Source organism: Pseudomonas sp. 10B238, from assembly GCF_000970615.1.
Classification (GTDB): Bacteria; Pseudomonadota; Gammaproteobacteria; order Pseudomonadales; family Pseudomonadaceae; genus Stutzerimonas.
Genome location: NZ_KQ033927.1, coordinates 223,220 through 248,290 on the forward strand (window position 1 = coordinate 223,220; position 25,071 = coordinate 248,290).

Annotated in this window: 21 protein-coding genes and 3 tRNA genes; 16 read left to right on the forward strand and 8 right to left on the reverse strand. The window is 58.2% G+C overall.

Going from position 1 to position 25,071, the window contains the following annotated elements; translation table 11 throughout:
* Positions 1-15: 15 nt before the first annotated feature.
* Together RT21_RS00980 and acnB are read right to left on the reverse strand one after the other, a co-directional pair.
* On the reverse strand, positions 16-1,602 hold the full coding sequence (locus RT21_RS00980; RefSeq protein ID WP_045427527.1) for an ABC-F family ATPase: 1,587 nt from the start codon (positions 1,600-1,602) through the stop codon (positions 16-18).
* A gap of 272 nt (positions 1,603-1,874) precedes the next feature.
* Positions 1,875-4,484 (reverse strand): bifunctional aconitate hydratase 2/2-methylisocitrate dehydratase, encoded by a 2,610-nt coding sequence (gene acnB, locus RT21_RS00985; RefSeq protein ID WP_046161223.1) that lies wholly within the window; start codon positions 4,482-4,484, stop codon positions 1,875-1,877.
* A gap of 403 nt (positions 4,485-4,887) precedes the next feature.
* Here acnB and RT21_RS00990 point away from each other — a divergent pair, with 403 nt between their 5' ends.
* Complete coding sequence (locus RT21_RS00990; protein WP_046161224.1) at positions 4,888-5,355, forward strand: DUF1289 domain-containing protein; 468 nt, start codon at positions 4,888-4,890, stop codon at positions 5,353-5,355.
* A 53-nt stretch (positions 5,356-5,408) separates the two neighbouring features.
* On the opposite strand, the gene RT21_RS00995 is transcribed toward RT21_RS00990, so the two are convergent.
* Complete coding sequence (locus tag RT21_RS00995) at positions 5,409-6,272, reverse strand: universal stress protein (RefSeq protein ID WP_046161225.1); 864 nt, start codon at positions 6,270-6,272, stop codon at positions 5,409-5,411.
* Between the two features lie 174 nt (positions 6,273-6,446).
* Here RT21_RS00995 and RT21_RS01000 point away from each other — a divergent pair, with 174 nt between their 5' ends.
* Positions 6,447-7,052: a MiaE family protein gene (locus RT21_RS01000; RefSeq protein ID WP_046161226.1), complete on the forward strand. Its 606-nt coding sequence runs from the start codon at positions 6,447-6,449 to the stop codon at positions 7,050-7,052.
* A gap of 4 nt (positions 7,053-7,056) precedes the next feature.
* Here the strand turns inward: RT21_RS01000 and lpxH are convergent, their stop codons facing one another.
* Together lpxH and RT21_RS01010 are read right to left on the reverse strand one after the other, a co-directional pair.
* Positions 7,057-7,779, reverse strand: a complete 723-nt coding sequence (gene lpxH, locus RT21_RS01005; protein WP_045427515.1) for a UDP-2,3-diacylglucosamine diphosphatase — start codon at positions 7,777-7,779, stop codon at positions 7,057-7,059.
* Between the two features lie 6 nt (positions 7,780-7,785).
* The gene (locus RT21_RS01010) at positions 7,786-8,280 is read right to left on the reverse strand and encodes a peptidylprolyl isomerase (protein ID WP_046161227.1); all 495 of its coding nucleotides are present in this window, start codon (positions 8,278-8,280) and stop codon (positions 7,786-7,788) included.
* A gap of 197 nt (positions 8,281-8,477) precedes the next feature.
* Between RT21_RS01010 and RT21_RS01015 the strand changes: the two genes are divergently transcribed.
* Both RT21_RS01015 and cysS read left to right on the forward strand, forming a co-directional pair.
* Positions 8,478-10,148, forward strand: a complete 1,671-nt coding sequence (locus RT21_RS01015; RefSeq protein WP_046161228.1) for a glutamine--tRNA ligase/YqeY domain fusion protein — start codon at positions 8,478-8,480, stop codon at positions 10,146-10,148.
* A complete protein-coding gene (cysS, locus tag RT21_RS01020; RefSeq protein WP_046161229.1) occupies positions 10,148-11,533 on the forward strand; it encodes a cysteine--tRNA ligase in 1,386 nt (461 codons plus the stop codon). Before RT21_RS01015 ends, cysS begins: the two co-directional genes overlap by 1 nt.
* Before the next feature lie 183 nt (positions 11,534-11,716).
* On the opposite strand, the gene RT21_RS01025 is transcribed toward cysS, so the two are convergent.
* On the reverse strand, positions 11,717-13,588 hold the full coding sequence (locus RT21_RS01025) for a sigma-54-dependent Fis family transcriptional regulator (protein WP_046161230.1): 1,872 nt from the start codon (positions 13,586-13,588) through the stop codon (positions 11,717-11,719).
* A gap of 221 nt (positions 13,589-13,809) precedes the next feature.
* On the opposite strand from RT21_RS01025, the gene RT21_RS01030 reads away from it, so the two are divergent.
* From RT21_RS01030 to RT21_RS01055, 6 genes are read left to right on the forward strand one after another with little or no spacing between them, the layout of a single operon-like run.
* Complete coding sequence (locus RT21_RS01030; protein ID WP_046161231.1) at positions 13,810-14,892, forward strand: ABC transporter ATP-binding protein; 1,083 nt, start codon at positions 13,810-13,812, stop codon at positions 14,890-14,892.
* A 10-nt stretch (positions 14,893-14,902) separates the two neighbouring features.
* Entirely contained in the window at positions 14,903-16,000 is a 1,098-nt protein-coding gene (locus RT21_RS01035) for an ABC transporter ATP-binding protein (protein WP_046161232.1), read from the forward strand.
* Complete coding sequence (locus RT21_RS01040) at positions 15,997-16,860, forward strand: carbohydrate ABC transporter permease (RefSeq protein WP_045427499.1); 864 nt, start codon at positions 15,997-15,999, stop codon at positions 16,858-16,860. The genes RT21_RS01035 and RT21_RS01040 overlap by 4 nt, the downstream gene beginning before the upstream one ends.
* 13 nt (positions 16,861-16,873) lie before the next feature.
* The gene (locus tag RT21_RS01045; RefSeq protein ID WP_046161233.1) at positions 16,874-17,674 is read left to right on the forward strand and encodes a carbohydrate ABC transporter permease; all 801 of its coding nucleotides are present in this window, start codon (positions 16,874-16,876) and stop codon (positions 17,672-17,674) included.
* Between the two features lie 9 nt (positions 17,675-17,683).
* A complete protein-coding gene (locus RT21_RS01050; RefSeq protein WP_045427494.1) occupies positions 17,684-17,956 on the forward strand; it encodes a DUF2160 domain-containing protein in 273 nt (90 codons plus the stop codon).
* A gap of 42 nt (positions 17,957-17,998) precedes the next feature.
* Entirely contained in the window at positions 17,999-19,738 is a 1,740-nt protein-coding gene (locus tag RT21_RS01055; RefSeq protein ID WP_045427492.1) for an ABC transporter substrate-binding protein, read from the forward strand.
* An 82-nt stretch (positions 19,739-19,820) separates the two neighbouring features.
* Here RT21_RS01055 and folD read toward each other — a convergent pair whose 3' ends face one another.
* On the reverse strand, positions 19,821-20,675 hold the full coding sequence (folD, locus tag RT21_RS01060; RefSeq protein WP_046161234.1) for a bifunctional methylenetetrahydrofolate dehydrogenase/methenyltetrahydrofolate cyclohydrolase FolD: 855 nt from the start codon (positions 20,673-20,675) through the stop codon (positions 19,821-19,823).
* 270 nt (positions 20,676-20,945) lie between these two features.
* Here folD and RT21_RS01065 point away from each other — a divergent pair.
* The 6 genes from RT21_RS01065 (at position 20,946) to bla (ending at position 23,963) form a co-directional block, all read left to right on the forward strand.
* Positions 20,946-21,022 (forward strand) — tRNA-Arg (locus tag RT21_RS01065).
* 29 nt (positions 21,023-21,051) lie between these two features.
* A tRNA-His gene (locus tag RT21_RS01070) sits at positions 21,052-21,127 on the forward strand.
* A gap of 46 nt (positions 21,128-21,173) precedes the next feature.
* A tRNA-Leu gene (locus RT21_RS01075) sits at positions 21,174-21,258 on the forward strand.
* A gap of 347 nt (positions 21,259-21,605) precedes the next feature.
* Positions 21,606-21,839: a hypothetical protein gene (locus RT21_RS23740; RefSeq protein ID WP_177327038.1), complete on the forward strand. Its 234-nt coding sequence runs from the start codon at positions 21,606-21,608 to the stop codon at positions 21,837-21,839.
* A 116-nt stretch (positions 21,840-21,955) separates the two neighbouring features.
* On the forward strand, positions 21,956-22,813 hold the full coding sequence (locus tag RT21_RS01085; RefSeq protein ID WP_046161236.1) for an isocitrate lyase/PEP mutase family protein: 858 nt from the start codon (positions 21,956-21,958) through the stop codon (positions 22,811-22,813).
* A gap of 190 nt (positions 22,814-23,003) precedes the next feature.
* Positions 23,004-23,963 carry a class A beta-lactamase gene (bla, locus tag RT21_RS01090; RefSeq protein ID WP_200598833.1) on the forward strand — a complete coding sequence of 320 codons (960 nt, stop codon included), beginning with the start codon at positions 23,004-23,006 and terminating at the stop codon, positions 23,961-23,963.
* A 382-nt stretch (positions 23,964-24,345) separates the two neighbouring features.
* On the opposite strand, the gene RT21_RS01095 is transcribed toward bla, so the two are convergent.
* The gene (locus tag RT21_RS01095) at positions 24,346-24,843 is read right to left on the reverse strand and encodes a hypothetical protein (RefSeq protein ID WP_046161237.1); all 498 of its coding nucleotides are present in this window, start codon (positions 24,841-24,843) and stop codon (positions 24,346-24,348) included.
* Between the last annotated feature and the right edge of the window lie 228 nt (positions 24,844-25,071).

A 25,071-nucleotide genomic window follows, 5' to 3' on the forward strand; every position in this document is an offset into this window, starting at 1 on the left:
TTACCTCAACGACGTTTAGAACACGCCAAGACTGCGCAGGTAGTCGTCATAGGTGCCGCTGAAGTCGGTCACGCCCGAGTCGGATAGCTCGATGATACGGGTCGCCAGAGAGCCAACGAATTCCCGATCATGGCTGACAAAAATCAGCGTGCCCGGATAGTTCTCCAATGCTAGGTTCAGCGCCTCGATCGATTCCATATCCAGGTGGTTGGTCGGTTCGTCCATCAGCAGCACGTTGGGCTTCTTCAGGATCAGCTTGCCGAACAGCATGCGGCCCTGTTCGCCACCGGAAATCACCCGAACCGACTTCAGGATCTCGTCGTTGGAGAACAGCATGCGGCCGAGGGTGCCGCGCACGACCTGTTCGCCGCCTTGCGTCCACTGACTCATCCAGTCGAACAGGGTTACGTCGTCCTCAAAATCATCTGCGTGGTCCTGGGCGTAATAGCCAAGCTCGGCGCTCTCGGTCCACTTCACCGCACCGGCATCGGGTTGCAGCTCGCCGACCAACGTGCGCAACAGGGTCGTCTTGCCAATGCCGTTGGGGCCGATGATAGCGACGCGCTCACCGGCCTCGACGGTGAAACTGAAGTTCTTGAACAATGTTTTGCCGTCGAAGCCTTTGGCAACGTTTTCCACGGTTACCGCCTGGCGATGCAGTTTCTTGGTCTGCTCGAAGCGGATGAAGGGGCTGACGCGGCTGGATGGTTTAACTTCAGCTAGCTGGATTTTGTCGATCTGCTTGGCGCGTGAGGTGGCCTGCTTGGCTTTCGAAGCGTTCGCCGAGAAGCGGCTGACGAAAGTCTGCAGCTCGGCAATCTGCGCCTTCTTTTTGGCGTTATCCGATAGCAGCTGTTCGCGAGATTGAGTGGCCGCGGTCATGTACTCATCGTAGTTACCGGGGAACAGGCGCAGCTCGCAGTAATCCAGGTCAGCCATGTGCGTGCACACACTGTTCAGGAAGTGCCGGTCGTGGGAAATGATGATCATGGTGCTGTTGCGCGCCGTGAGTATGTTTTCCAACCAGCGGATCGTGTGAATGTCCAGGTGGTTGGTCGGCTCGTCGAGCAGCAGCACTTCCGGATCGGAAAACAGCGCCTGCGCCAATAGCACGCGCAGCTTCCAGCCGGGTGCAACCTCGCTCATCGGGCCGAAATGCTGATCCAGCGGAATACCCAGGCCCAGCAGCAGCTCACCAGCTCGGGACTCGGCGGTGTAGCCATCCATCTCGGCGAACTCGGTTTCCAGTTCTGCCACCGCCATGCCGTCGTCTTCGCTCATCTCTGGCAGCGAGTAGATGCGTTCGCGTTCGGCCTTGACCTTCCACAGTTCCTCGTGACCCATGATCACCGTGTCGATGACATTGAAGTCTTCGTAGGCAAACTGATCCTGCCGCAGCTTACCCAGGCGCACGTTAGGTTCGAGCATGACCTGGCCGGCCGATGGCTCCAAATCGCCACCGAGAATTTTCATGAAGGTCGACTTGCCGGACCCGTTGGCACCGATCAGGCCGTAGCGATTGCCGTTGCCGAACTTGACTGACACGTTTTCGAACAGCGGCTTGGCGCCGAACTGCATGGTGATGTTAGCGGTGGAAATCAAAGGGGGTTACCTATCAATAACTTGGAGCTTGCAGATGGTGCTGAATGGTGCGCGATACTGCGGCTAGAGCGGAGTCTAAGGTGACCCGGCGGACAGGCAGTAGCGGCAGCCGCGGCGCATTATGGCGAGCTGTTAGGAAAAATGCGGGAGTTGATGCCAGACATTGGGCGCTATTGTCGCATAGGTCTGTCGGCAGTTGCATGACACTCCGTAAATGCAAACGCCCCGAACCAGTCGGGGCGTTTGTTTTGCCTGCGTGACGCGTTAGAGCATCAAACAGCGACCACGTCGATCTTTGCTTTGGCCGCAGACTCGCGGAACTCGGCAATCTGATCGAAGCTCAGGTAGCGGTAGACATCAGCCGCCATGGTGTCGATCTGAGCAGCGTAGACCATGTACTCCTCAACGGTCGGCAGGCGACCCAGGATCGAGGCGACTGCTGCCAGTTCGGCAGAAGCCAGGTACACGTTGGTCGCGTCGCCCAGACGGTTAGGGAAGTTACGAGTCGACGTGGAGACCACTGTCGAGCCGGTCTCAACCCGTGCCTGGTTGCCCATGCACAGCGAGCAACCGGGCATTTCCAGGCGTGCGCCAGCGCGGCCGTAGATGCCGTAGTAGCCTTCTTCGGTCAGCTGGTGCTGGTCCATCTTGGTCGGCGGAGACAGCCACAGGCGAGTTGGCAGAGCGCCTTCAACTTTATCCAGCAGCTTGCCAGCGGCGCGGAAGTGACCAATGTTGGTCATGCACGAGCCGATGAATACTTCATCGATCTTCTCGCCCTGAACGGTCGAGAGCAGACGCGCATCGTCCGGGTCGTTGGGTGCACAGAGCACAGGCTCGGTCACTTCGGATAGGTCGATCTCGATGATCTCGGCGTATTCTGCATCCGCATCGGCAGCCAGCAGTTCCGGCTTGGCCAACCAAGCTTCCATGGCCTGAGCACGACGCTCCAGCGTACGAGCATCACCGTAACCTTCACTGATCATCCAGCGCAGCAGGGTAATGTTCGACTGCAGGTACTCAGCGATCGCAGCTTCCGGCAGTTTGATGGTGCAACCCGCAGCGGAACGCTCGGCAGAAGCGTCAGACAGCTCGAACGCTTGCTCGACGGTCAGGTCGTTCAGGCCTTCGATTTCGAGGATACGGCCGGAGAAGATGTTCTTCTTGCCTTTCTTCTCGACGGTCAGCAGACCTTTCTGAATTGCGTAGTAGGGAATCGCATGAACCAGGTCACGCAGCGTGATGCCAGGCTGCATCTTGCCCTTGAAACGAACCAGTACCGACTCCGGCATGTCCAGCGGCATGACGCCAGTGGCTGCGGCGAAGGCGACCAGGCCGGAACCGGCCGGGAAGGAGATGCCCATCGGGAAGCGAGTGTGCGAATCACCGCCGGTACCGACAGTGTCCGGCAGCAGCATGCGGTTCAACCAGCTGTGGATGATGCCGTCGCCCGGACGCAGGGAAACGCCGCCGCGGGTCATGATGAAGTCCGGCAGGGTGTGATGCGTGGTGACGTCGATCGGCTTCGGATAAGCGGCTGTGTGGCAGAACGACTGCATGACCAGATCGGCGGAGAAGCCCAGGCAAGCCAGGTCTTTCAGCTCGTCGCGGGTCATTGGGCCAGTGGTGTCCTGGGAGCCAACGGTGGTCATCTTTGGTTCGCAGTAGGTGCCCGGGCGGACGCCTTTGCCTTCCGGCAGACCGCAGGCGCGACCGACCATCTTCTGTGCCAGGGTAAAGCCCTTGTCGCTCTCGGCGGGGGCTTCTGGCTTCTTGAACAGGTCCGACGGGCCCATGTCCAGCTCGGCACGTGCCTTTTCGGTCAGGCCGCGACCAATGATCAGCGGAATACGACCGCCAGCGCGAACTTCGTCGAGCAGGACATCGGTCTTCAACTGGAAGGTGGTGACCAGCTCATCGCTGCCGTGGCGGCGGACTTCGCCTTTGTAGGGGTAGACATCGATGATGTCGCCCATTGCCAAATCGGAGCAGTCGAACTCGATCGGCAGTGCGCCGGCGTCTTCCATGGTGTTGTAGAAGATTGGCGCAATCTTGGTGCCGAAGCAGAAACCGCCGGCACGCTTGTTCGGCACGTTCGAAATGTCGTCGCCGAAGAACCACAGCACCGAGTTAGTAGCGGACTTACGCGAAGAGCCGGTACCGACCACGTCACCCACATAGGCGACCGGGAAGCCTTTGGTGGCCAGTTCTTCCATCTGCTTGAGCGGACCAACCGAGCCAGGAACGTCGGGGTTGATGCCGTCGCGAGCCATCTTCAGCATGGCCAGTGCGTGCAGCGGGATGTCGGGGCGCGACCAGGCGTCAGGCGCCGGCGACAGATCGTCGGTGTTGGTTTCGCCGGTGACCTTGAATACGGTCAAGGTAACTTTTTCGGCAACCGGGGCGCGGTTCTTGAACCACTCGCCTTCAGCCCAGGACTGCAGGACGGCTTTGGCGTTCGCGTTGCCAGCCTTGGCTTTCTCAGCAACGTCGTGGAACGCGTCGAACATCAGCAGGGTGTGCTTCAGCTCTTTTGCGGTAGTGTCGGAGAGTTCTGCGTCATCAAGCAGGTCGACCAGCGTGACGATGTTGTAACCACCTTGCATGGTGCCCAGCAGTTCAACAGCGTGCTGCTTGCTGATCAGCGGAGAGGTGGCTTCGCCCTTGGCGATAGCGGCGAGGAATCCAGCCTTGACATAGGCGGCTTCGTCCACGCCCGCGGGAACGCGGTTGGTGATCAGGTCGAGGAGGAATTGTTCTTCGCCAGCTGGCGGGTTTTTCAGGAGTTCGACCAGGCCTGCGGTCTGCTCGGCGTTCAGCGGCTGGGGCACGACGCCCTGAGCGGCACGCTCTTCTACGTGTTTGCGATAGGCTTCAAGCACAGTTTTATACCCTCATCATTGGTCCCATGGGTGTCTCGGGACGCGCATCCGGAAGCTGTTTTCAAAGTTTTACGCCGGGTTTGGTGCCGGGTACGCAGGTTAGAGGGATCTGCGCACCCGGAAAGTAGCCGGTCAACTGTGCTCGTGACGCTTTGAAAACAGCTTCTTGCGGATTATGGCGCCTAAAACGGCGGGCCGATTCTACTGGAACGTGCCCGCAAAGTTAAGTGAAACGCCAGGGCACAGCGATGGCGAGGCCGCCAACGGACATGTCGCAGTTTCGGCTTAGGCCCGCAATCTGTGGGCTGCAGACTCTCTTTTTGAGGCATGGTCCGGATTGGTCAGTGACCCGGCTTGGACAAAAGTCTAAGATGCGGCGCTGTTCTTCGATTCATCGTCCGTCATGTCCAATCAGCGAATCAAAACCCCTTGCGTAGGCCTTTGCTCCACCGTTTACGGCGATCTCGTCTGCCGCGGATGCAAACGGTTTCATCATGAAGTGGTGAGCTGGAACGGCTATAGCGAAGAGGTCAAGCGCTCGGTCTGGCAGCGCCTGGAGGTATTGCTAGCGCAAGTGATGGCGGCAAAGCTGGAGGTTTTCGATGCGCCGCTGTTGCGTTCTCAGCTGGAAAGCCGACAGATCCGCTTCGTTGCCGACCAGTCACCCTACTGTTGGGCCTATCAACTGATCGCACGCGGCGCGCGCGTGATTCAGCAACTCGAAGCCTATGGCGTCGTGCTGCTGCCGGAGTTTCGTGATTGGTCCTTGCCTGAGCTTCGTGATGCAATCGATCGGGAGTTCTTTCTCCTTTCCGAAGCGCATTACCAGCGTTATATCGCCCCTCGATTTATTCAGTACATGGCTCGCTAGGCATTCAATACAGCCGAGGAAGGCGATATCCAGCCTCGGCTGAGCTGATGACCCTAGCGCTGCGCTACGAGCTCCTCAAGGTGGTCGATGATGTCCTCTGGCTTCAGCACCAGCACATCGCTTTCCAATGTATCGAGCACGACCTCGGCGGTATTGCCCATCAAGGCCCCGGACAATCCGGTGCGGGCGACAGTGCCGATGACCGTTACGGCAGCCTGAAGCTGGTGGCAGACGCGAGGGATCAAGGCGTCTGCGGGCCCTTCCTCGATATGCAGCTGGCCGTCAGGGATGTCGAACTCAGTCTGAAACTGCCGGCAGGCGTTGCGGTAACGCGCTTCGATCGTTTCCTTGAGCTGGAACGCGGGATCAGCGGAGGACAGCATGGCAGAAGGGTGCGCGCTGATCACATGCAGTGTGCCCTCGGCAAGCGAGGCAATCTGGTAGCCGTAACTGATGATGCTGGAATGAAGCGTGCGGTGTTCGATGTCAGCATTGCCGACGTCCACTGCGGCCAGAATGTTGCCGCCCGTCCAGGGCGCTTCGGTTTTGACCATCAGCACCGGGCAGGGGCAATAACGCAATAGCTTCCAGTCATCGGGCGTCAGCAGGGCGCGTTTCAGCGGGTTGTCGGCAATGTGCTGTTTGATCACCAGGCCGCAGCCTTCGGCTTGCTGAGCGCTGATGATGGTCTGGTGCAGGTTTTCATGCCAGGCCTGCCGAGCCGTAACGACGTGGCCCTGATCTTCGAGTTCTTGGCGCAAGCGCTCTAGGTAGCTGCTGTGGTCCTGTTTGGCGTCGCAGATCAGCAAGTGCAGCCGGGACTGGCTGACGCTGGAAATCAATCGCGCCCTTTTCAGTGCCAGGTTTTCGGAAAGCTTCGGGTCAATTACCACGAGGATACAGCGTATGGCTTGCATGATCGGCTCCGTTTGGGTGATCAGATGGTTTCACTATAGACAAGGACTTCAGGGCAGCCACTGACCTATATCAAGCAGTGCTGGCCGTTACTTGCTGGGCTCGTATAATGCGCGGCGGCCCGGCGACTTCGTGCTGTTCGTCGCTTTCATTTCCTTCATGAATACCAAGACCTCATGCTCCCCGAACTGAACGAATTTCTTGGCTGTGCGACACCTTCGGTGTGGGTCGACGTGGCGCTGCAGAACCAGGATGTGATGTTGATCGATCATGGCAACTGCGAGAAGAAGGCTGCGGGCGCTGCCTTTCAGTTGATGTTTCGCTATGTCGATAAGCCGGATCTGCAGAACAAGATGTCGCGCCTGGCCAGGGAGGAGTTGCGACATTTCGAGCAGGTGCTCTCGATCATCCGCAAGCGTGAAATCAGTCTGCGCAATATCGGCTCGTCCCGTTATGCGGCCGGTTTGCGCGAGTTGGTGCGCAACCACGAACCCTACCGGCTCACCGATACGTTGGTGATTGGTGCGTTTATCGAGGCGCGCTCATGTGAGCGTTTTGCGATGCTGGTGCCGCACCTGGACGAAGAACTTGGGCGGTTCTATCACGGGCTTTTGAAGTCCGAAGCGAGGCATTTTCAGGATTACCTGAAGCTGGCTTTTCTCTATGGAGAGGCGGCGGACATCGAGGCAACCATTGTCCGCGTGCGTGAACGTGAGCGTGAGCTGATCGAAAGCCCAGACAGTGAGTTTCGCTTTCACAGCGGCGTACCGAGCGCCGCCTGACTGATCAGTTCAGGTCGAAAGGAGCCTGGTGAAAACCTGAATCGTCGACCTGTAACGCCCAACCCTGGCGATCCCAGTCACCCAGGACGATCCGGATGGCCGCTTGACCATCGATCTGCAACGAATGGGTTGCTGGCCGGTGGGTGTGGCCGTGAATTAAGGTTCGGACTTTGTTGCGTTGCATGATGCTCGCCACTTCGTCGGGTGTTACGTCGACGATATCGCTGGCCTTCATTCGCGTCTCTTCCTTACTGCTGGAACGCAGTTTTTGCGCCAGCTTCTGACGCTTGGCAAGCGAAAGGTTATGCAGGATGAAGAGACTTACCGGGTTGCGCAGCCAGCGGCGTAGCCGCATGTAGCCTTCGTCACGCGTGCATAGGCTGTCGCCATGCATCAACAACACGCGCTCGCCAGCGAGCTGCGCGATATGCGGGTCGGCCAGCAGCGTGCATCCGGCCTCGCGGCAAAACGCTTTTCCGATCATGAAGTCGCGATTGCCGTGCATCAGATAGATGCGCGTCCCATGCAGGCTCAGCGCTTTCAGCGCTCGGGCTATCTCATGCTGAAAAGGCGTCATGCCGTCATCGCCGACCCAGACTTCGAAAAAGTCACCGAGGATATAGAGTGCCTCGGCTTCGATTGCGCGAGTCTCGAGGAAACGAAGAAACGCCCGGGTAAGCTCCGGGCGTTTTTCTTCGAGATGCAGATCTGAGATCAACAGGATCAATGCGATTTACTCGACGATTTCGGCTTTCTCGATCACGACGTCTTCTACCGGAACGTCCTGATGGCCCGACTTCATCGTGGTGGGCACGCCTTTGATCTTTTCAACCACGTCCATGCCTTCGACCACTTCGCCAAATACTGTGTAGCCCCAGCCTTGAACGGTCGGCGCCGTGTGGTCGAGGAAATCATTGTCTTTGACGTTGATGAAGAACTGCGCAGAGGCCGAGTGCGGCTCCATGGTGCGTGCCATGGCCAGGGTGCCGGTCTTGTTGGAAAGGCCGTTGTTAGCTTCGTTCTTGATCTGGCCGCGGGTAGCTTTCTGCTTCATGCCGGTCTCGAAGCCGCCGCCCTGGATCATGAAATTGCTAATCACACGGTGGAAAATAGTGCCGTCGTAGTGACCACTCTTTACGTATTCCTTGAAGTTGGCGGTGGTCTCGGGTGCCTTGTCTTCGAACAGTTTGACGGATATGACGCCGTGATTGGTATGCAGCTTGATCATTGAATGCCTTCCTAAATGAGGGAGAAAAATGTGTCGCGGCAACGCGACCGGCGTGACGGCCCCGAAGACTCGCGGCTACGGCGCATAGCGCGGCAGGGCGCTTTGCTCTGTCAGGGGGTTGACGGGTCCGCTATGATAAGCGCTTTGATTTGGCGGGCCTACCCTGAGGCACGCACTCGCAGATCGTTAAGGACACCATGAGCAAGCCTGAGACTACCGCAGCCACAAATTTTCTCCGCCCGATCGTTCAGGCCGACCTGCAATCAGGCAAGCACGCGAAGATCGTGACGCGCTTTCCACCGGAGCCCAATGGCTACCTGCACATCGGTCATGCCAAGTCGATCTGCCTGAATTTCGGCCTGGCGAAAGAATTTGGTGGCGAGTGCAATCTTCGTTTCGACGACACCAACCCGGCGAAAGAAGATCAGGAATACATCGATGCAATCAAAAGCGATGTTCAGTGGCTCGGCTTCGAGTGGGCTGGGGAGGAGCGTTACGCCTCCAACTATTTTTCGCAGCTGCATGACTGGGCCATCGAGCTGATCAAAGCGGGCAAGGCTTACGTCTGCGACCTGACATCCGAGCAGGCCCGAGAGTACCGCGGCAGCCTGACCGAACCGGGCAAGAACAGTCCGTTCCGCGACCGTTCCATGGAAGAAAACCTGGACCTGTTCGCGCGGATGAAAGCTGGCGAGTTTCCGGACGGCGCAAAGGCACTCCGGGCCAAAATCGATATGGCCTCGCCAAACATGAATCTTCGCGACCCGATCCTCTATCGGATTCGCCATGCGCATCACCACCAGACCGGGAACGACTGGTGCATCTATCCAAGCTATGACTTCACCCATGGCCAGTCGGATGCCATAGAAGGCGTCACGCACTCGATCTGCACCCTTGAGTTCGAAGACCACCGCCCTCTCTACGAGTGGTTCCTGGAAAACCTCCCGGTTCCGGCACGTCCGCGTCAGTACGAATTCGCGCGCCTTAACCTCAACTACACCATCACCAGCAAGCGCAAGCTCAAGCAGCTCGTGGACGAAAAGCACGTCAGTGGCTGGGATGATCCTCGCATGTCGACGCTCAGTGGCTACCGTCGTCGTGGCTACACGCCGGCGTCGATTCGTACGTTCTGCGACATGATCGGGGTCAATCGCGCCGGCGGTGTAGTGGATGTAGGCATGCTCGAGTTCGCCATTCGCGAAGACCTGGACGCCAATGCCCCGCGCGCCATGTGCGTCCTCAAGCCGTTGAAAGTGGTCATCACCAACTATCCTGAGGACAAGACCGAGACGCTCGAACTGCCTCGTCATCCGAAGCAGGACATCGGCGTGCGCCAGCTGCCGTTCTCGCGGGAGATTTATATCGATGCCACCGATTTCGAAGAAGTACCTCCGGCCGGGTTCAAACGCCTGATTCCGGGTGGGGAAGTGCGCCTACGTGGCAGCTACGTGATTCGTGCGGATGAAGCGGTCAAGGACGAGCAAGGCAACATTGTTGAGCTGCGCTGCTCCTACGACGAGAACACGCTGGGCAAGAACCCGGAGGGTCGCAAGGTCAAAGGCGTCATTCATTGGGTGCCGGCTGCTGAGAGCGTCGAATGCGAAGTGCGCTTGTACGATCGTCTGTTCCGCTCGGCCAATCCCGAGAAGGATGAAGATGGCGGTAGCTTCCTGGACAACATCAACCCGGAGTCGCTGGTGGTGTTGAAGGGTTGCCGCGCCGAGCCGTCGTTGGCCTCGGCCGAAGCTGAGGATCGCTTCCAGTTCGAGCGCGAAGGCTATTTCTGCGTTGATCGCAAAGACCGCCGGCCCGACGCAATGGTGTTCAACCGTACCGTGACGCTGCGTGATTCCTGGGGAGGCCAGTAATGGCGCTGGCGATTTACAACACGCTGACCAAAACCAAGGAGCCGCTCAAGCCTCTGATCGCAAATCAGGTGCGCATGTACGTCTGCGGCATGACCGTTTATGACTTCTGTCATATTGGTCATGCACGCGTCATGGTGGCATTCGATGTCGTTTCGCGCTGGTTGCGCCAGCGTGGCTACGAATTGACCTATGTGCGCAACATCACTGACATCGACGACAAGATCATCCGGCGAGCCCAGGAAAATGGCGAGACGTTCGAGGCGCTCACCGGGCGCATGATCGCTGCGATGCATGAGGACGAGGCACGGCTCAACGTGCTACGTCCAGACATCGAGCCTCGCGCAACCGACCACATTGCTGGCATGCACAGCATGATCCAGACCCTGATCGACAAGGGCTTTGCCTATGCACCGGGCAATGGCGACGTGTACTACCGGGTTGGCAAGTTCGTCGGCTACGGCAAGCTTTCGCGGCGCAAGATAGAAGACCTCAAGATTGGCGCGCGAATCGAGGTCGACGAGGCCAAAGAGGATCCGTTGGATTTCGTGCTATGGAAGGCCGCCAAACCGGGAGAGCCGAGTTGGGGGTCGCCTTGGGGCGCAGGGCGTCCGGGCTGGCACATCGAGTGCTCGGTCATGTCAACCTGCTGCCTGGGTGAGACCTTCGACATTCATGGCGGCGGCCCTGACCTGGTATTTCCGCATCATGAGAATGAGATCGCACAGAGTGAAGCGGCAACCGGCAAGCTGTACGCCAATGCCTGGATGCACGCCGGCGCCGTCCGGGTTGATGGTGAGAAGATGTCCAAGTCGCTGGGCAACTTCTTCACCATTCGCGAAGTGTTGGAGAAATACCAGCCGGAAGTGGTGCGCTACCTGCTGGTCTCAAGCCACTACCGCAGCCCGATCAACTATTCCGAAGATAGTTTGAAAGAAGCCAAGGGCGCCCTTGAGCGCTTCTATACCGCACTCAGAGGTCTGCCTGAGGCCAGCGCTGAGGGTGGCGATACGTTCGTGGCTCGCTTCGGCGAGGCAATGGATGATGACTTCAATTCGCCCGAAGCGTGCGCGGTGCTGTTCGAAATGGTTCGCGAGATCAACCGTCTACGCGATACGGATATGCAGGCTGCGTCCGGCCTTGCTGCGCAGCTCAAAGCGCTGGCCAGCGTGCTCGGCATATTGCAGATAGATCCCGACACCTTCTTGCAGGCCGGGGTTGAGGGCAAGGTGGATGCCACCCAGGTGGAAGCACTGATTGCTGCACGCCTTCAGGCTCGCGCCGAGAAAAACTGGGCTGAATCCGATCGGATTCGCGATCAACTGACGGCTATGGGTGTGGTTCTTGAAGACGGGAAGGGCGGCACGACCTGGCGTCTTGGCGAGTAACTCGTATTGGCTGCTAAGGCCGCACGTCAGCGTTTATCCCTGAAGTGCGGCTTTTTTTCGTCTGTGGTCTGCAGGGGCCGAGTCCGCCGCGACAACCATCTGCACAGCCTGCTGGCCAGTAGCCGCGGATCCACGGCCTATCAGCTCGTTAACCTTCCTGGGAAGCCTGGCTGACCAACGCGCTTATGTCGGATACAACCCTTCGGCGCGCAAACGCTTGTACAAGGTGTTGCGGCTCACACCGAGATGGCGGGCCAAGTGCGAAACGTTGCCGCGACAGGCTTCGAACTGAGCACGCAGAGGCTCATTCGCAAGCATTGGGAACGGCACTGTTTCGCTTGTCGAGGCGGAGGCCCCGGTTCTACCTTGAGCCGTCAGCCTTACGTCCGCATCGGCAAGGAAATCATCTGGTAAATGTTCCACTCGGATCGGTTGGTCCTGGGCCAGCGCTAGCGCGACCTGCACAACGCTGCTCAGCTGACGTATGTTTCCCGGCCAAGGGTGGCTGTCGAACAGGCGCAGCACGTCGGGACTGAGACCGGCCCACTGATGTGGTTCACGGTGCTGTTCCCATACCCGTTGGAAAAGGGCGTGCTTGTCATAACGCGCGCGGAGGGGGGGCAATTCAACGCCGAGGCCGCTGACCCGGTAGAACAAATCCTGACGAAAGCGACCCTTTTCCACTTCCTGGCGTAGCGAACGGTTAGTTGCGCAGATCAATCGAAAGTCGACTGAGTAGGGCTCACCGCCGCCCAGCGGCTGGACGCTGCGTTCCTGCAGGACACGCAATAGACGCGCCTGCAAGCTCAGCGGCATATCGCCGATTTCATCAAGGAACAGCACACCACCATCTGCTTTGCGGATCAGGCCCAGGCTGCCTTTCTGGTGAGCGCCGGTGAATGCACCTTTTTCGTAGCCGAAGAGTTCGGACTCGATCAGCTCGCTGGGAATCGCTGCGCAATTCACGGCTATTAGCGGGGCGTTCGCCCGTGAACTGGCCGCATGCAATGCTTTGACCAGCACTTCCTTTCCTACACCCGTTTCGCCGTTCACCAGAATCGGAATGTCCTTTTCGAGCATGAGCTGAGCCTGGCGAATCACCTTATGAACCTGCGGGTCTCCCTGATCGATGCTTGCCAGGTCGATGGTGTGTTCCGGTCGGTCATCCGGTGTCCGAAAATCACGGGCCTGAATACGCGGCTTCTGCGGGCGTCGAACAAGGCCGTGAAAGCGATGATTGCCCGCTGTCCGCAGCAGCATCGGCTGGTCCTCGGGCTGGCTGAGCAGCTGCCGCAGCGGGACGTCGAACAGCCTGTCGATGCGGCTACGCGTAAGCGCCACGCCCAGCAAATTGTCTGCACGTCGATTGGCTGAAACGATCAGCCCCGACTCGTCGAAGACCAACAGAGCGGCCCACTGACTATCAAGATTGTCCTGGCCGGTGTTGAACGTCAGCTGGAAATAATCATCGCGGAACAGATTCAAGATCAGCCTGTTCTCAACCGACTGGCTCATCATCTTGACCATGCCAAGCGTGTGCGATGGCGGGAGGTAGCTGTCGCTGGACACGTCGAGCACCGCGATCAGCTGTCGTTGGGCGTCGTAAATGGGCGACGCCGCGCCGGACAGATATCGGTTGGCCTGGAGGAAGTGCTCGTCACGTTGGATATGCACGGCTTGCCCGCTGGCCAGTGCTGTGCCGATCGCATTGGTTCCGGTATCTCGCTCCATCCAGCTGGCGCCCGGCTTGAATCCGCGTTGCTGCGCGGGTTCGACGAAGCGCCTGTCACCCCAGGACTCAAGCAACTGTCCACCGCTGTCGGCAAGCAGAATCAGGCAGCTCGAATTCGAAAGGATGTTCTCGTAATAAGGCAGCACTTCACGCTGCGTGGTCTGGACCAGGTTTCGCTGACGTTCCAGCAGCGCATTGACGTCTCTCTCCGCTGGGTCGCCAAAGCTGGGGATGCTGAGCGGATGTAGTCCGTAGCGTTCGCAACGGCTCCACGAGCCTTCTACCAAAGCCTGGTGTGAGATGGGCTGGGCTGGGTTGGCCATGTCGCCTCTCTATCGCGGTACGTTCTTGTTGTTTTTGGTGTTTGTCACCGTCGGTGCCATGAACAGTCTTGTTCATATCTGTTCACTGTCAATGTTCACAACTGTTCATTTTGAACACTTAACAACAGCGGCCTGCACAAAGCGCCACGGGCTAGAGCGGTTTAGCTTAGCTGGCATGGATATCGCTCTGAATCCTTTCATAACAACTAGAAGGATGCGGCATGTCCCTCACCCTGGAACACGTCACTAAAACTGTCGATGGCCAGCTGCATATCGACGACGCCAGCCTCATTTTCGAACCTGGCTCGTTCAATGTGCTGATCGGTCGAACCCTGTCGGGCAAGACCTCGCTGATGCGACTCATGGCGGGGCTCGACAAGCCGACTCGGGGGCGAATCTTAATGAACGGCGCCGACGTAACCGGGGTTCCGGTGCGCAAGCGCAACGTGTCGATGGTGTACCAGCAGTTCATCAACTATCCGACGTTGACCGTGTACGAGAACATCGCTTCGCCGTTGCGACAGGCCGGATTCAGTAAAGCCGAGATCGAGCGCAAGGTGCGCGTAACCGCCGAGATGCTGCACATCGAAGCCTTCCTGAAGAAACACCCGCTGGAACTCTCCGGGGGGCAGCAGCAACGTACTGCAATGGCCAGGGCGTTGGTCAAGGACGCTGATCTGGTCCTGTTTGACGAGCCGCTGGTGAACCTTGATTACAAATTGCGCGAAGAGCTCCGCCAGGAAATGCGTGAGCTGTTTAAAACCCGCCGCAGCATCGCTGTGTATGCGACCACGGAGCCGAACGAGGCTTTGGCGCTAGGCGGAACAGCAACCGTCTTGCATGAAGGTCGGGTGATTCAGAGCGGGCCGACGTCGGAGGTGTATCACCGTCCCAGCCAGGTGCTCAGTGCCGAACTGTTCTCCGAGCCGCCGATCAACCTGCTGTCAGGGCGAATCGCGGCGAACGAGGTCAGTTTTCAAGACTGCATGCATTTCCCGCTTAACACCGATCTGAGCGGGCTGGACAAAGGTGAGTATCGCTTCGGGATACGGCCCAGTCATATCGGGCTGGTGCCTTCCAACGATGATGATTTAGAAGTGTCTGGCACTGTCGAGCTGGCAGAAATCAGCGGTTCTGAAACCTTTCTCCATGTGCGGAACGAGCACCTCAGCTTGGTGCTGCACCTGCAAGGGGTTCACGACTACCACGTCGACTCGCCCATCCGCGTCTACATCCCGACTCACAAGTTATTCGTTTTCGATGCTTCGGGCCGTCTGGCCCAGGCACCGGCTCGACGTGCCTGAGGAAATCGTTATGGCAGAAATCCGTTTGCAGAATCTTGCTCACAGCTATAACAGCCAACCGCAGGGCGCTGCTGACTATGCGATCCGTGAGATGGACCATGTGTGGGAGCAGGGCGGCGCTTACGCGCTGTTGGGGCCCTCTGGGTGTGGCAAGTCCACCTTGCTCAACATTATCTCGGGGTTGCTCAGCCCGTCAGAAGGAGAGGTGCTGTTCGATACACGCAAGGTGAACACGCTAACGCCGGAGCAGCGCAACATCGCGCAGGTTTTTCAGTTTCCGGTCGTCTACGACACCATGACCGTCTTTGACAATCTGGCCTTCCCGCTGCGCAACCAAGGCATCGCCGAGGCGCGAATCACAAGCAAGGTTCACGAAATTGCCGAGGTGCTCGACCTCCATCCGCTGCTCAAGCGAAAGGCTCACAACCTGACTGCCGATGAAAAGCAGAAGGTCTCAATGGGGCGCGGGCTGGTCCGAGACGACGTGTCGGCGATCCTTTTCGACGAGCCGCTCACAGTCATCGACCCGCATTTGAAGTGGAAGCTGCGGCGCAAGCTCAAGCAGATCCATGAGCAGTTCAACATCACCATGATCTACGTCACCCACGACCAGCTCGAGGCGTCGACCTTCGCTGACAAGATTGCGGTGATGTACGGCGGGCAGATCGTCCAGTTCGGCACGCCGCGAGAACTGTTCGAGCGGCCACAACACACCTTTGTTGGTTATTTCGTGGGCAGTCCGGGGATGAATCTGATCGAGGTCGATGCCCTGGAAGGCGGGGTCGGTTTCGGCGATCTGCAGCTGCCGCTGCCGGGTGCGCTGGCTGCACGACTGCCGGAATTAGCCTCGAGTCGCCTGCAGATTGGCATCCGACCTGAGTTCGTTCAGGTCAGCGAGGAGCCGGGTGCCGGTGGGATGCAGGCCGAGGCTGTGCGAGTCGAGGACCTGGGTACATACAAGATTCTCACGCTTCGTCTGCAAGGGCATCTGATCAAGGCGCGTTTGCCTGAGGATCAAACGGTGCCGAAAGGCCAGGCTTGGGTGGGCTTCCCGGCACAGTGGCTGATGCTCTATGCCGATGATCGGCTGGTTGAGGTGCTGCCATGACCAAGACGCATGACAACCGCGCGTGGTGGCTGGTCTTGCCGGTTTTCCTGCTGGTGGCTTTCAGTGCCATCCTGCCGATGATGACCGTGGTGAATTACTCGGTGCAGGACATCTTCGATTCGTCAACGCGGTTCTTCGTTGGTGCGGATTGGTATCGGCAGATACTCAACGATCCTCGGCTGCACGATTCACTGCTGCGGCAGTTCATCTTCTCGGGCTGCGTACTGTTGATCGAGATCCCGCTGGGAATCGCGGTCGCGCTGGCGATGCCGACCCGTGGCCGCTGGGCGTCGCTGTGCCTGATCGTGATGGCGATTCCCCTGCTGATCCCATGGAACGTAGTCGGGACCATCTGGCAGATCTTCGGGCGTGCCGATATCGGCCTGCTGGGTTACGGCCTCCGCGAGCTGGGCATCAGCTACAACTACGCCTCCAACACTCGGGACGCCTGGCTGACGGTGCTGGTGATGGACGTCTGGCATTGGACGTCCTTGGTCGCGCTGCTCTGCTACTCGGGCCTAAGGGCCATTCCGGACGCCTACTACCAGGCCGCTCGTATCGACAGGGCGTCCGCTTGGGCGGTGTTCCGCTACATCCAGTTGCCGAAGCTGAAAAGCGTGCTGCTGATCGCTGTAATGCTGCGCTTCATGGACAGCTTCATGATCTATACCGAGCCCTTCGTGCTCACCGGCGGTGGACCGGGCAACGCAACGACGTTCCTCAGCCAGACGCTCACCAAGATGGCGGTCGGACAGTTCGATCTCGGCCCGGCAGCGGCGTTCTCGCTGATCTACTTCCTGATCATCCTGCTGGTGTCCTGGCTGTTCTATACCGCCATGACTCACGGCGACCAGAAATGAAAGGGGGCCGCTGATGAACCTGCGCAAGCGAGTGGTATTGATCCTCTACATCGCGTTTCTGATGGTGCCGATCTACTGGCTCATAAACATGTCATTCAAGAGCAATACCGAGATCCTCGGCGGGCTGACGCTCTGGCCTCGCGACCTTACGCTGGCTAACTACAAGGTCATCTTCACCGATCGAAGCTGGTACAGCGGTTACATCAATTCACTGTACTACGTGTGCCTGAACACGATCATCTCGCTAACCGTGGCGTTGCCGGCGGCCTATGCCTTCTCCCGATTTCGTTTTCTCGGGGACAAGCACCTGTTCTTCTGGTTGCTGACCAATCGGATGGCGCCACCCGCCGTCTTTCTGCTGCCGTTCTTTCAGCTTTACTCATCAATTGGGTTGTTCGACACGCACATCGCTGTGGCGCTCGCTCACTGCCTGTTCAATGTGCCTTTGGCTGTCTGGATCCTTGAGGGATTCATGTCCGGTGTGCCCAAGGAGATCGATGAAACGGCGTACATCGACGGTTACACCTTTCCGAAGTTCTTCGTGAAGCTTTTCATCCCGCTGATCGGTTCGGGCATCGGCGTTACTGCGTTCTTCTGCTTCATGTTTTCCTGGGTCGAACTGCTGCTGGCGCGCACGCTGACTTCGGTTGACGCCAAGCCGATCGTTTCGGTGATGACACGAACCGTCTCGGCATCGGGAATCGACTGGGGCGTTCTGGCCGCCGCCGGTGTGCTGACTATTCTGCCCGGCATGCTGGTGATCTGGTTCGTCCGCAATCATGTCGCCAAGGGCTTCGCCCTTGGGCGCGTATAGGAGTCGCTCATGAGCTGGATGGCATGGACCGGGCCGACCGCGGCTTTCTTCGCCGTCATCGGTGTGCTGCTGGCGCTGATGAGCGCCTGGGAACTGAGGCGACCCTGCGTGCCGCGCAAGGGCTTCCTGCCTATCGTTACCACCCGTGGCGATCGGCTGTTCATTGGACTTCTGGGCAGCGCCTATTGGCATCTGTTGCTGATAGGGCTGACCGACTGGAGCATCTGGATAGCGTCCGCGCTGTCTCTCGTCTGGTTGTTTGCAGTGATGCGCTGGGGTTGAGCCTTTCGGCTCACCCCTCCGAAAAACCCAAAGGAGGTGTTTATGTTCGAGAATAAAAACAACACCCGACATGGCATGGCGCTCGCGGCCTTGCTGACGTTGTCCGGCATTTCGGGATCGGCATGGGCCGACGCCTATGAAGACGCGGCGAAGAAATGGATCGAATCAGAATTCAACCCGTCGACCCTTACGCCTGAGCAGCAGATGGAAGAGCTGCGCTGGTTCATCAAAGCCGCCGAGCCGTTTCGTGGCATGGAAATCAACGTTGCTTCGGAAACCATCACCACGCACGAATATGAGTCCAAGACCTTGGCGCGTGCGTTTAGCGAGATCACCGGCATCAAGCTGCGTCACGACTTGATGCAGGAAGGGGATGTTGTAGAGAAGCTGCAGACGCAGATGCAGTCGGGCAAGAACATCTACGATGGGTATATCAACGACTCTGATCTGATCGGCACGCACTTCCGTTACGGCAAAGCAGTTGCGATCAGCGATATGATCGAAGGTGAAGCCAAGGACTACACGCTGCCAACACTTGATCTGGATGATTTCATCGGAATTTCTTTCACCACGGGCCCGGACGGCAAGCTCTATCAGTTGCCAGTGCAGCAGTTCGCCAACCTCTATTGGTTTCGCGCCGACTGGTTCGAGCGGCCTGAACTGAAAAAGCAGTTCAAAGAGCGCTACGGGTATGAGCTTGGTGTGCCAGTGAATTGGTCTGCTTATGAAGACATTGCCGAGTTCTTCAGCAAGCACGTCAAGGAGATCGACGGGCAGCGTGTTTATGGCCACATGGACTACGGCAAAAAGGACCCGTCGCTTGGCTGGCGCTTCACCGATGCCTGGTTCTCCATGGCCGGCGCCGGCGACAAAGGGCTTCCAAACGGTTTGCCGGTAGATGAGTGGGGAATTCGTGTTGAGGACTGCCACCCGGTTGGCTCGAGCGTTTCACGCGGCGGTGCCACAAACGGCCCGGCTGCGGTCTATGCGACACAGAAATATGTCGACTGGATGCGCGAATACGCGCCGCGCGAAGCCCAAGGTATGACCTTTTCCGAGGCGGGCCCGGTGCCGGCGCAAGGCAACATTGCTCAACAGATTTTCTGGTACACCGCATTCACGGCCGACATGACCAAGCCGGGTCTGCCGGTGGTGAATGAGGACGGCACACCGAAGTGGCGGATGGCGCCGTCGCCGAAGGGGCCATATTGGGAGGAGGGCATGAAGCTCGGCTATCAGGATGCAGGGTCCTGGACCTTCCTCAACTCGACTCCGGAGCAGCGCCGTCTGGCTGCATGGCTCTACGCGCAGTTCACCGTGGCGAAAACCGTGTCGCTGAAAAAGACCCTGGTGGGGCTTACCCCGATCCGTGAGTCGGATATCAACTCAGATGCCATGACCGAGGCTGCGCCAAAACTGGGTGGTCTGGTGGAGTTTTACCGCAGCCCGGCGCGAGTGCAATGGACGCCGACCGGGACCAATGTGCCGGATTATCCGCGTCTCGCACAGCTCTGGTGGCAGTACATCGCCGAAGCAGCCAGTGGTGACAAGACCCCTCAGGAGGCTCTGGACGGTCTTGCCGAAGCGCAAGACACCATGATGGCGCGGCTGGAACGAGCTAACGTGCAGCCTAAGTGCGGACCGAAGCTGAACGAGCCGCGGGATCCTGAGTATTGGCTGAGCCAACCTGGTGCGCCGAAGCCCAAACTGCAAGATGAAAAGCCCCAGGGGCAGACCGTCAACTATGACGAACTGATCAAGTCTTGGGAGCAGAAGAGGTAGTGGGCTGTACCAGGTAAACAAAACGGCACCCGAGGGTGCCGTTTTTGCATGTTGTTTGCCTGAGTCGCAGTCGCTGCGTAGCTTAACCGTGCAGATGTTCAGCGGCATGCAACGTGTTTTCCAGCAGACAAGCCCGGGTCATCGGACCCACACCGCCTGGCACTGGCGTAATCCAGCTAGCGCGTTGCACGGCGACATCGAACTCGACATCACCGACGAGCTTGCCGTCGGCTTGGCGATTGATGCCCACGTCTATCACGATGGCGCCTTCCTTTATCCAGTCACCTTTGACCAGACCGGTTATACCTGTCGCGACCACGATAAGATCGGCACGTTTGACGTGGTCGGCCAGATCATGAGTAAAGCGATGGGTGACAGTGGTCGTGCAGCCTGCCAGCAATAACTCAAGCGCCATAGGCCTGCCGACGATGTTGGAGGCGCCCACCACAACCGCGTTTAGGCCATGTAGATCGACGCCAGTGCTATCGAGCAATGCCATGATGCCTTTCGGCGTACAGGGGCGGAGCAGCGGCATGCGCTGAGCGAGACGGCCAATGTTGTAGGGATGGAAACCATCCACATCCTTGTCGGGGCGAATACGTTCGAGCAGTTGCGATGCATCCAGATGCTTAGGCAAGGGTAGCTGCACGAGAATGCCGTCAATCGACGGGTCGTCATTAAGCTGATCGATCAATCCCAGCAGTTCCTCCTGGCTGGTTGAAGCAGGCAGGTCATGAGCGGTGGACTTGAACCCCACCTCCTCGCAATCCTTGCGCTTGTGCGCCACATAGACCTGAGAGGCCGGGTCCATGCCCACGAGAATCACTGCCAGGCCAGGTACTCGTAAACCTTGCTTGGATCGCTCGGCAACACGGCCCGCGATTTGCTGGCGGACATTGGCAGCGATCTGTTTACCGTCGATCAGTTTTGCGGTCATGACGCGTGGTTCACCATCGAGAAGGACTGAAAAAGGATGCGCATTCTCGCACGACGGCACCGTTCGGCAAAGGCGACACGGGGGAGGATTCCCGTAACTCCTTTACCAGGCTGAAATTTTTTTGGTTTGGCTGTTGACGATGTGAAGGCAGGCCATTAAGATTCGCCCCGCTTGTCGAGCACAGCTTGCTGCTGGGTAAGACGGCTTTTGAGGGCAACCCCTTCACTGGCCGGAGCTTGAAGTCTGCGCTCTGATCGAATGCAGATAAAAGCGCCCGTAGCTCAGTTGGATAGAGCATCCGCCTTCTAAGCGGATGGTCGCAGGTTCGAGTCCTGCCGGGTGCGCCATTCCGGTTGGTACAAGTAAATGCAATATGGTGGGCGTAGCTCAGTTGGTAGAGCACAGGATTGTGGCTCCTGCGGTCGTGGGTTCGAACCCCATCGTCCACCCCATATTCCGAAACGCCAGGCGCAGCCTGGCGTTTTCGTTTAGAAGTTTGCGGACGTGGTGAAATTGGTAGACACACCAGATTTAGGTTCTGGCGCCGCAAGGTGTGAGAGTTCGAGTCTCTCCGTCCGCACCATCACATGATTTCCTGACCTCATACGAGGTTTGGAAAATCCCTGAAAGCCCCTTAGATGGGGCTTTTTTGTGCCTATCGTTTCTCATGGTCCCTCATAAAAGTTTGTACCAACGCGATCCTCTGGGTACAAAAATGCGTACATCACGAGCTCGAGAGATGTACCCGTGGCTCTCACCGATACAGCGGTACGTCCAAGCTAAGCCCAAGGAGAAGGCGTACACAGTCGCCGACGGAGATGGGCTGGCCTTTCTCTGCCTGTCGCGTCTCTACCGTCGACGCGTCGAGGAAAACTGAACTCCGTGGTCAAAGCCAATGTAAAACGGTCTATGAGCACGATTGGGTTACCCATGGAAACGACCGATCCATATCGCATGAAAACGGCTTCCTCGCATGACAACCAGCCGGAGTTTAGATGGAAGTGTGAGTGGGAATGGAGGCAGTCCATAGCGCTTGCCAATTGGGCGGCAAAAACCCTGGGCGGATCAGGCGGCGTCATCGACCTGCGCGACCCGGCACGACGAGACAAGCTGCTTATAATCACTGAAGTGGATAAGGTACGGGGTGTGTCGGCAGGCGGTTGACGGCTCAGTTGGAGCCCTTGGGTATCAAGACGACTTGGGACCTCGCGCAGTATGACCCGGCGTCGCTGCGTAGACAGTTCTCGGTGGTGCTAGAAACGCAAAGAGAGGTAGCTGTTATGGCCAAACTTACCGTCGAACAGAAGTGCGAAGCGTTCTGGACGCTGCATGAGTCCGGGTGCTTTGTGCTTCCGAATCCGTGGGATGCAGGCAGCGCGCAACTGCTCGCCGGCATGGGGTTCAAGGCGCTGGCGACAACCAGCTCCGGCCATGCCTGGTCCTGTGCCAAGCCAGACGGCTCTATGCAGCGCGACGCTGTGCTGGGCTATATACGGAGCATCGTCGAGGCCACTGATCTGCCTATCAATGCAGATTTTGAAGACGGGTTCGGCGAATCAGCCCGTGAGGTGTTCGAAAGCGCACAGCTTGCGGTGGCGACCGGCGTTGCAGGCTTTTCTATCGAGGATTCGACAGGGGATCCGTACGCACCTGTCAGGGATATACAGGAGGCCGCCGAACGTGTCTGTGCCGCACGGGATGCCATTGATGCTAGCGGCTCCAACACGCTCCTGGTCGCTCGTGCGGAAAACTTCTTTGTTGGCCGTCCTGATCTGCCTGACACCATCAAGCGGCTGCAGGCCTACGCCGAAGCCGGTGCCGACTGCCTTTACGCACCCGGGATCAAGACGCGTGACGACATCGCTGCGGTCGTCTTGGCCGTGGCGCCCAAGCCGGTCAACGTACTAATTGGCTGGAACAGTGACCTGACGGTTAAAGAACTTTCAGCCATGGGCGTCAGACGAGTCAGTGTAGGCGGTGCGTTGGCGCGCGCCGCATGGAGCGGCTTTTACAACGCGGCCCAAGCGCTGAAACATGGCCGGTTCGATGCGTTTCCAAGTTCACCTACCGGTAGTGAGCTCGACGAAGTGTTCCGGGGCGCTGCTCCAGCAAAGAGATGTGATGAACGACACCGCTGACGGGAGCGACCAGTCGATGACGCAGGAAGGGTAACGAGGGCCTGATATCAGTGTCCTTGGTCGGCAATGACAATGAGCTGTTTCATGAGCGCCCCCTGGCTAGGGCCTTCTGGCCTCCAACGGTCCCATAAGTCGTCGCGAATGTGCCTTGTCGTCCACCTGCCTGCCGTGGCGCTTAGGAAGAAACAGCTTGAACACTAAATACGTAACCAAGAAGCGCCTGCGACGCCACGCACTTTCGCTGGCTTTGGGAGCCGCTGTTCTCGTGAGCTCTAACCAGGCGATTTCGGCATCCTCGTTCGGATTTGGCTCTGTCCTTACCGAGACCGTGGCCTCGATTGAAGCGCGCACCGGTGGCCAAATCGGAGTCAGCGTCACTGCATTGGAGAGCGGACAGTCTTGGAGCCATCGAGGCGACGAGCGTTTTCCAATTGCCAGCACCTTCAAGGCGTTTTCGTGCGGCCACCTACTTGCTCTGGCTGACAGAGATAAGATCGAGCTCGATACGCGCGTTCGTTTCGATGAAACGGATCTTCAGAGCTATTCGCCTATTACGAAGGATCGTGTCGGCGGAAGCGGCATGTCTCTTTTTGAGCTGTGTAGCGCAACAACTTCGATGAGCGATAACACTGCTGCAAACCTCATTCTTCGCCACACTGGTGGACCGCTGGGGTTCACGACCTTCATGCGGTCCATCGGCGATGCGGTAACCCGTCTAGACCGCTATGAGCCAGAGCTTAACGATGTCGGTCCCGGCGAGGAGCGTGACACTACGACTCCGATGGCTGCCGCAAGAAGCTTGGAGACACTGCTGTTGGGTGACAGTCTCTCCACTCACTCCCGTGAGCAACTGAAAGCTTGGTTAATTAACAACAAAGTTGGCGGCCCCTTACTGCGCGCGAGCCTCCCAGAGAGCTGGAAAATTGCCGATCGCACTGGGTCGGGTGGCTATGGTTCACGCGGTGTCATTGCCGTGATCTGGCCTCAGGGGAGCAACGCCCCGACCTCTGAACCGGTAATAGTGGCTGTCTATCTGACCGGAACGACTCTGACGCTGGAGGAGCGCGACGCTACCATCGCTGAAGTCGGCGCCGCGCTCGTTACAGACCTTAAAGCCTTAAAACAGCATTCATCAACGCAGCGACACTGACCGTCCCTATGAGCATCGCGCATGCATGAACCGGCCTATGCGTGCCTGTATGGTTTCGCGGCGGTCTGCATGCGCGCAGATTCACCGGGACATTACCAAGCCCCGCGCCAGCCGATGCAGATTGAGGTCGATGTGGAACGGTTTCGCGTGTTGCAGCAAGGAGAGAGCTCGCAGTCATGTCATGGAGTTCCCGATACGGCAGGTCCTGGCGTAGCAAAATGCGCGCGGTCTCCCATGCGGGCCGCTGCGCTGTTGCACTTGGTATGCGCGGGTATGGTGAAACATGACGAGTCTGATCGACGCCTCGCACCGATCCGCTAGAGACTGCCGGCACGTTCGGCTTTGCGGCACGATGGCCGCAAGGTATTGCGGGCGTGCGCGGCTAGCTACGGGTTGCCGAGGTTCGCCGAGCGTTCTTCTTCTGCAGAATCAAGGAAGCTTCGTTGTAGGCCGTCTGGAAGGCGTCGCCTCCAACCCAGTTCAATGCTGTGTCTTCGTCTTCACCGTGAAATATCCCGCGATAGACAATCAGCAAGCCCATCATGAAGTCGACGGCAGCGTCTTCCGCTTCCTCGGCGACCACCAGCTCCAGCACCGGGTATTGCAGGAACACGAGGCACATTGCTAGGAGGCTGATACCTTCGGCGGCTTTCATGGCCTGGAACAGATCGTCAAATTGGCCCGGGTCAAAACCGTTCTCTTCAATGTCCTTGAAGTCGAATGTGCTCAGGTCGATCTCGACATCATCGAACGGCTCATTGATAAACGGATTGGCCAGCAACGGATGCGGGACATTAACCTTCGCCATCCCCGAACGGTTCTGCTGGGCCTTGACCTTAGCCCGCTGGGCGCGCTTTTGCTGCTTGTTAGGAGACGCCATCGTGGTGAGTTCCTTGTTCGATACAGCCATCTTCATGGCCCAGCGTAATTGGACGCAAATTGTACCGAGTCTGGACTAGGTTCGTCGGCGAAGGAGACAAGCTTTCGCAATCCAAGCGTCCGCTATTGGTCATGAGCGGACGCGGCATACGCAACGGTTTCCACCCCGTAGAGGTACCACATCTAACCGCATTGCCAACACCAGGCGGACGCTATAAGTCGCTGCTGA